The following is a 7,005-nucleotide window of genomic DNA, read 5'->3' as shown; positions in this document are numbered from 1 at the left end:
AGCTCTTCATCGTCAACCATGTCACACTTGTTCATGAATACGATGATGTAAGGAATACCAACCTGACGACCAAGTAGGATGTGCTCACGAGTCTGTGGCATAGGGCCATCAGTCGCAGCTACTACTAGGATACCACCGTCCATCTGAGCAGCACCAGTGATCATGTTTTTAACGTAATCAGCGTGTCCTGGGCAGTCTACGTGCGCGTAGTGACGAGTAGGAGTGTCGTATTCTACGTGTGAAGTAGAAATGGTGATACCACGAGCTTTCTCTTCAGGCGCGTTATCGATTTGATCGAAAGCCTGAGCAGAACCGCCGTAAGTTTTAGAAAGAACTGTAGTGATAGCTGCAGTTAGGGTAGTTTTACCGTGGTCAACGTGGCCGATTGTACCCACGTTTACGTGGGGTTTCGTACGTTCAAACTTTTCTTTTGCCATTTCTATTATCCCAGCAAAGTTACATTAAAAAATTTAGAAATTTTACATGAGCTGGGGAGAAATAAACTGGTGCTGATAGGCAGATTTGAACTGCCGACCTCACCCTTACCAAGGGTGCGCTCTACCAACTGAGCTATATCAGCACTGATTTGGAGCGGGCAGCGGGAATCGAACCCGCATCATCAGCTTGGAAGGCTGAGGTAATAGCCATTATACGATGCCCGCAATCCTAATTCTCTGGCCACCTCATAGAGAAAGTGGTGGAGGGGGCAGGATTCGAACCTGCGAAGGCTGAGCCGGCAGATTTACAGTCTGCTCCCGTTGACCGCTTGGGTACCCCTCCAGATTGATGGTGCCGACTGCCGGAATCGAACTGGCGACCTACTGATTACAAGTCAGTTGCTCTACCAACTGAGCTAAGTCGGCACTACATCAAGTGGGTGCGCATTCTAGAGTATTGTTTAACTCTGTGCAAGTGTCTTTTTGAAAATTTTTCAATTTTCTTTTTTGACCAATTTTTCAACTAATCAAAAACTTACGTCGATGTTCCCTTTAGAAGTTCACTTCGAGCGTAGCGGGCAAGACCCTGCATCACCAAATGAGCGAGGCGCATGTTATCAGCAGATTTTAAGAATGCAAACACTTTTTTGTCTCCACCCCCTAAAATTATGTCAAATTCGGTTTGTTTGCTTGATATGTAATCAACCGCGCTCAAATAAACACCATATAGGGCAGCATGACACCCTGTTGCCACACAATCTTCTGTATCGGTCCCCACTCCAAAGGTGGTCGGAATTTCATCATTCGCGAACACTTTTTTAGTTGAAGCAACCAATGCATTACGCATTACTTGAAATCCAGGTACGATCCAACCGCCTAAATGTTGACCATCCACCACAAAATCAACCGTTATTGCCGTACCTACATCCATAACAAAAAATGCTTTTTTTGATTTTTCTGCAGCACAGACCATGGCAAGCCATCTATCAACGCCCATTTTTTGAACATTCGCGTAACTATTTTTTATGCCGAAGGCTTCTTTCTCTGTGTGCTTTTCTACAAAAACAATATTTCGCTCGTTACACATGGCGGATATTTCATCAACCAGCTCCTGATTTCTTACCGAAGCTATATATAAATGGGAAATTTTTTTCTGAGAATCGATAAAAGAGAAAAGAGAAATGGCATCTTCACATGCATTAGGCTCTTCTTCTGCATGACAAAGCAGTGAATATTTTATTCGGGTGTTACCAATATCCACTAATATGACGTGGTTTTCTTCAATGTTGTTCATATTTTTGGTTTCAATCGCAAAGCAATGCGTAAAACGAACGGATAAAATGCTATTTAAAAATCACAAAGATGAACTACGAAGTACTTTTATTATAAAAATAGCCAAAATCTTCGTAGCTCAGCTATAAAGTAAAACGTTAATTGCCTCTAAGACTAACTTCGCCACCGTGGAAACGGGTAATACCGTCTTGCGTTTCAACAAGAAGCGCGCCGCTGGCGTCCACTCCCCTATCAATTCCGGAAAAACGCTTCTCACCCATTTGTAAAACAATGCGTTTATCGGCGTATAAGTCGAGCGCTTCCCAATATGCAGTAAATGGCCCGAAGCCCTGCTGGGTAAATTTAGGTAAATAAGACCACAGCGATTTAATTATTTCTGCCGCCAATGCATTTCTATCTGGGATAGTGCCTAAATAAGAAGCAAGATCGCTATGAGGCTGACCAACATCGTACTGATTATCGGGTACGCAAACATTCAAACCTATGCCGATAACACTATGCGCCGTAGCGCCTATTTGCCCTTCTACTTCAATAAGTACGCCCGCAAGCTTTCTACCTTGCAAATAAATGTCATTCGGCCATTTAAGCTCGGCGTCTTCTACACCAAATTCTTTAAGTGCATCGCAAACAGCCAAGCCCACTAATAATGAAAGCCCCGCCATGCTTTGATAACCGTCGGGAAAAGACCAGTACATAGAAAAAGTTAAGCTGCCGCCAACTGGTGCTAACCACGAACGACCATGTCTACCGCGCCCATCGGTCTGAATTTCAGCGAAAACAACATCGCCGTTTTCAAGATCTTCTCTTTTACTCGCTATACGCTTCTTCATTTCTGTATTGGTGGAAGGTAATACCGACTCCACATCAATAACCGCTCGTTTTGTATTGCCTAAATGGCGTTTAATGCTGTCGGCGCTTAACAATGGAAACCCTCGTTCTAAACGGTAGCCTTTACCTTTTACTTTAAATACATCTAATCCCCAATCGGCGAGTTGGGAAATATGGCCTGCAACTGCTGTGCGCGAAAGGCCCACTTGCTGTGCAATGGTTTCCCCTGAGTGAAACTGGCCGTCGGACAACAAAGCGAGTATATGTTTTCTTATAGCTTTTGATGCTTGTCTCATAGCGAAATAAGTCCTTTGCTTCCTAATAAGCGCACTTCTGGCTCAAGCTGTATGCCGAACTTACCCTGTACGCTTGCTATGATATCTTTTGCCATGGTTATTACATCGTTTCCGGTGGCACCACCTAAGTTAGTAAGTACCAATGGCTGTGTAGGGTGGCATCGTACTTTATTCAAAGTCTTGCCTTTAAAACCTGCCTGGTCTATAAGCCACGCGGCAGGAATTTTTATTTGTTCTTTTTCAGTGGCTGGCAGCTCAACACCTCCGTGCACCACAAAATGGGGCACTGAATCATACTCTTGTGCAATCGCTTGAAACACTGCTTTTGAAACCACTGGGTTTTTGAAAAAACTTCCTGCATTGCCTAGCTCGGCAGGATCGGGAAGTTTGCTCTTCCTAATTTCTATCACCTTACTATACACCTTTTCTGGTGTAGGCTCAGTGAGTGCCGCTAGTTCGCCATAGCTGGTCTCGAGTTCGTAGTGCTTGGGCAGTTTGAAGTTTACATGAGTGATTAGCACTTTGTTCGCTAGTGCATGCTTGAACACACTGTCTCTATAGCCAAATTGACAGTCTTCATTGCCCAACAATACCTGCTCGCCGGTTTCAAGAAATACACACTCTACTTTGTCGATTAACGTATTCACTTCTCGTCCGTACGCACCAATATTCTGAATTGGGCATGCGCCTACTGAACCTGGTATTAAGGCGAGATTTTCGAAACCATACCACTTCTCTCTCATACACAAAGTGACGAAGTCATGCCAGTTTTCACCTGCACCTACCCGTAAGTAATGGTGACTTTCAGTATCAAAATGGCTTATTCCCTTAATCTCGTTAACCAGAATTGTACCGTCAAAATCGTCGGTAAAAATCGAGTTGCTTCCACCGCCTAGTATATAGATGGCTTTGTTCTTGTTTTTAGAAGTATTGAAGATAGACAGGAATGAAGTAACGTCGCTAAACGACTGGATAGAATCACAAGAAGCGGCGAGGCCAAATGTGCTGTAGGGTTGTAGTGAAGGCATAGTGTTTTACGAACTGCGAACAATTCGCTAATGGTAGGGTAACGAAGCAGCAAATAAAAGCGCAAAGAAGGAATAATATTGTTGCCAATATTGCTAAGCGCTAGAGCATTACCACTTTCATTCATTAAAGTAAGAAAACGGAAGCTAGCGCTTATACGTAAATACAGAGAGCTTACTGCTCTTTGGCTTTATAACCAATACGAAACCCTCCCCAATGTTTACCGTTCACATATATCGGTGCAGATAGATCATGCATGACCTCACCTGTATCTCGCTTGTAAGTTTGTAGCAAGAAAGTAGAGGTATTGCTGCCACAACGACTTCCGGTTTTGTCATCGAATATCCGTTTCGTTCTGTTATTTGCTAAATCCGTATCGTAATTACCAGTAAGGGGCTGACTAAACTTCTTGTTGTGGGTAGGAAAGTAACCATTTACGTCAACTGCGCCGGCATAAATAATGAAACCATGTGTTTCTAATAAAGGTTCTTGGATAGCGGGAAGTACGTCGTCGGTGAACTTATCAAAAGGTGTTGTATGCTTTATAGGATTAGTGTTCGGTATAGGTGAATAGTCAAAATTAAACAGCTTTGCTTCCGATATTTTCCCTTCTGAAATCGCTTGCTCGAAACGCTCTCCAACAGTTTTAGCTGCATTTACCGCAATGTCTCTAACTTCGCTGTTTCGATCATTTACGTCGAAGCTTTCCAGCAGCCTGAAAATATCTTCAGCTTGACTACTCAGTGATAGCGCCTGAGTAGAAACATCAGTGAGGTCGTGCTCTAATTTTTCTGTCGTCGTGTGCAACTGAAGTATATTGGTACTTATACCTGCGCTATGTTCTGCATTATTTTCTACCATTGCTTGCATAGCGCCCATCGATTCCCGGGCTTTTGTAGAGAGCATACTGGAGTGTGAGATAGCTTCTTCGCTCTCCTTTAATTTCACATTCATGTTATCACTAGAGTTAAGCACTGTTTCCATAGTAGCCACTGCGGCCTGGCTACTAGTATTCATATCCTGCAGCAGACTTTCTATTCCTGAGGTGGCATCGGTTGTTTTCTTGGCAAGCTCGCGTACTTCATCAGCAACGACGGCGAAACCACGTCCTTGATCTCCCGCTCTTGCAGCTTCAATAGCCGCATTCAGCGCTAGCATATTTGTTTGATCGGCCAATTGGTTAATGGTGTTTGTTATTGTACTTATTCCCTCGGCCTTACTTTTTAATGTAGTGAGCGCTTCAGATGACGCATTTATGTTTTTAACCAGCTGCTGTTGCTGGCTTAATACTTCTTTTAACGACGTACTCCCGAACTGCGTTTTCTCGTCAGATTCATTCATAGAAGATGCAGCATTCTTGGCAAGATCATTTAACTGAGTTGAGGAGACTTCTAACTGCTGGAGTCTACCGCTCATCTCGCCGATGTTCGCGACTTGCTCATTAAATGCTTTTGATAACTGCTCTAAAAAGAAAGAAATAGAAGCACCACCAATAGCAATGTTACTCGCTGCATGGCTAACTTTCGTTGCATCATTGTTGTGTGCATTGTTCTTATAATCGTCAGTTAGAACAGTTTTACTAGCGGCTATATTTTGGTTTTGAAACACCTTCTCAATAATTAAGGCCGCGAAAAGGATAGTAAGAAACGTAGCTACCGTAGAGATTAGTAGATGTGAAGTAACAAAAGACATCACTACATTAACGAGACCAGCAATAACAGCTAAAACTAAATACTTCATTAGGCGCACTTAACATTTTATTAACACACTAAAAATGTAAAGCGTTTTAAACCAATTATCCATAAGCGGATAGTATTAGTAATGGGGTCAGAGTACTTTATTAAGTGAGCATTGTATTCATAGTAAATAAAATAAACACTTCAAGGTACATGTTGCCTCACTCGTAAGCATTTTACTTTACTTGGGCTCTATCACTTACAAACGCTTTTTTATTACTAACTGTTATCTGGTACTAACTCATTAAGGTGCAAAACCATCCAACCGTTAATATAAATATTTCGAGGCCGCCTAGCATCGTAAATGGCACCAGAAGTAACCAAGTCATTTACTTTTGTTTTGCTAAGCACAAGGTTATCAACACGATAGTAATTGCGCAGTAATAACGCTTTGTCAAATTTCGCATGTTGACTCGGCGAGACAGGTGTTGTGTGAGCAATGTTTCCGACTTTAAAAGTAAGAGTATCATTATCGACACTAAGTAATTTCAGGGGGACATAGCGAAATCGAGCATCCGATGAAGGATCTATAGCTCTATAGTCAATATAGAAAAAGTCGTTTTTCTGAGGATTAGCTAAGACCCGCTCTTTTTCACTATTTTCAATAAATGCATTACCAACAAAGAAGAATGCTATTAGAAGAAAGCAAACAAGTTCAGCATGCAGCTTTAATAGAGCGGACACTGGTTCAAGTTGAAAATTACCCCGGAAATAAGCTGGGTTATTATTGAATGGTAAGGCTGACATACAAACTTCCTAGCTGTTTAGTGTTTTTATACCATACCGATTATTTTTCAACCTGTCGCTTTTTCTATACATTCAAACAAGTCCACAGCATTGATCCCTCGAATAATGGGGTCAGAGTACATTTCTCTAATAAGGTATGCTGGCGAATTAGAGTACTTCTCCCACACGGTTATAAATTACGCATGGTTAAATTCGTTTTTTCAAAAAAGTACTCTGACCCCTTTATTATTTTTGTGGTGAGCTATTTATGAAATGCTTTCTGGCACTGCCTAAGCACTGAAAACGGCCGAAGGGTAACTCGTCTTTTTTTGGGTGTCAGAGTAGATTGTTACTTCTCTAAAAAATGGAAGCGGAGTACATTTCTCTGATTTAGCGGCACTGGGGGGGTAAGGGAATGACTATGTTCTGATGTTTAAAGCAATAAAGTACTCTGACCCCAATTTGAGGTGTTGCTGGGGGAATGGGGATTAATGTACTCTGACCCCATTATTTTTTCTTTCTTCCAAACGCAAAAAACCCGCCGTTAGGCGGGTTTCTTTTAATGGGACCTGGCAGTGTCCTACTCTCACATGGGGAAACCCCACACTACCATCGGCGCTAATACGTTTCACTTCTGAGTTCGGAATGGAGTCAGGTGGTACC

The 7,005-nt window shown here is 42.3% G+C and carries 6 protein-coding genes, 4 tRNA genes and 1 rRNA gene; all 11 read right to left on the bottom strand.

Annotation, left to right across the window (positions count from 1 at the left end):
* Positions 1-437: GTP-binding protein (locus F0261_RS19475; RefSeq protein WP_171337172.1), on the bottom strand; the 437-nt coding region annotated here is incomplete at its 3' end.
* Positions 438-504: 67 nt separating this feature from the next.
* Positions 505-580 (bottom strand) — tRNA-Thr (locus F0261_RS19470).
* A 7-nt stretch (positions 581-587) separates the two neighbouring features.
* Positions 588-662 (bottom strand) — tRNA-Gly (locus tag F0261_RS19465).
* 33 nt (positions 663-695) lie between these two features.
* Positions 696-780 (bottom strand) — tRNA-Tyr (locus F0261_RS19460).
* A gap of 7 nt (positions 781-787) precedes the next feature.
* Positions 788-863, bottom strand: a tRNA-Thr gene (locus tag F0261_RS19455).
* A gap of 109 nt (positions 864-972) precedes the next feature.
* A complete protein-coding gene (locus F0261_RS19450; RefSeq protein WP_014980401.1) occupies positions 973-1,731 on the bottom strand; it encodes a type III pantothenate kinase in 759 nt (252 codons plus the stop codon).
* Positions 1,732-1,867: 136 nt separating this feature from the next.
* Positions 1,868-2,854 carry a bifunctional biotin--[acetyl-CoA-carboxylase] ligase/biotin operon repressor BirA gene (gene birA, locus F0261_RS19445; RefSeq protein ID WP_171338711.1) on the bottom strand — a complete coding sequence of 329 codons (987 nt, stop codon included), beginning with the start codon at positions 2,852-2,854 and terminating at the stop codon, positions 1,868-1,870.
* Positions 2,851-3,882: a UDP-N-acetylmuramate dehydrogenase gene (gene murB / locus F0261_RS19440; protein ID WP_171338710.1), complete on the bottom strand. Its 1,032-nt coding sequence runs from the start codon at positions 3,880-3,882 to the stop codon at positions 2,851-2,853. The genes birA and murB overlap by 4 nt, the downstream gene beginning before the upstream one ends.
* Before the next feature lie 172 nt (positions 3,883-4,054).
* Positions 4,055-5,620 (bottom strand): methyl-accepting chemotaxis protein, encoded by a 1,566-nt coding sequence (locus F0261_RS19435; protein ID WP_171338709.1) that lies wholly within the window; start codon positions 5,618-5,620, stop codon positions 4,055-4,057.
* A gap of 215 nt (positions 5,621-5,835) precedes the next feature.
* Positions 5,836-6,363, bottom strand: coding sequence for a hypothetical protein (locus tag F0261_RS19430; protein ID WP_171338708.1), 528 nt, complete (start codon positions 6,361-6,363; stop codon positions 5,836-5,838).
* 546 nt (positions 6,364-6,909) lie between these two features.
* A 5S ribosomal RNA gene (rrf, locus tag F0261_RS19425) occupies positions 6,910-7,005 on the bottom strand; the annotation flags it as partial.

Source organism: Alteromonas sp. 07-89-2 (assembly GCF_013113925.1).
Classification (GTDB): Bacteria; Pseudomonadota; Gammaproteobacteria; order Enterobacterales; family Alteromonadaceae; genus Alteromonas; species Alteromonas macleodii.
Note: the sequence above shows the minus strand (reverse complement) of the source record. Positions and strands in the feature narration are given on the sequence as shown.

Bases quoted from the DNA above. Each gene is read 5' to 3' on its own strand.
- F0261_RS19450 (WP_014980401.1), bottom strand. From the start codon at position 1,731: ATGAACAACATTGAAGAAAACCACGTCATATTAGTGGATATTGGTAAC.
- birA (WP_171338711.1), bottom strand. From the start codon at position 2,854: ATGAGACAAGCATCAAAAGCTATAAGAAAACATATACTCGCTTTGTTG.
- murB (WP_171338710.1), bottom strand. From the start codon at position 3,882: ATGCCTTCACTACAACCCTACAGCACATTTGGCCTCGCCGCTTCTTGT.
- F0261_RS19435 (WP_171338709.1), bottom strand. From the start codon at position 5,620: ATGAAGTATTTAGTTTTAGCTGTTATTGCTGGTCTCGTTAATGTAGTG.
- F0261_RS19430 (WP_171338708.1), bottom strand. From the start codon at position 6,363: ATGTCAGCCTTACCATTCAATAATAACCCAGCTTATTTCCGGGGTAAT.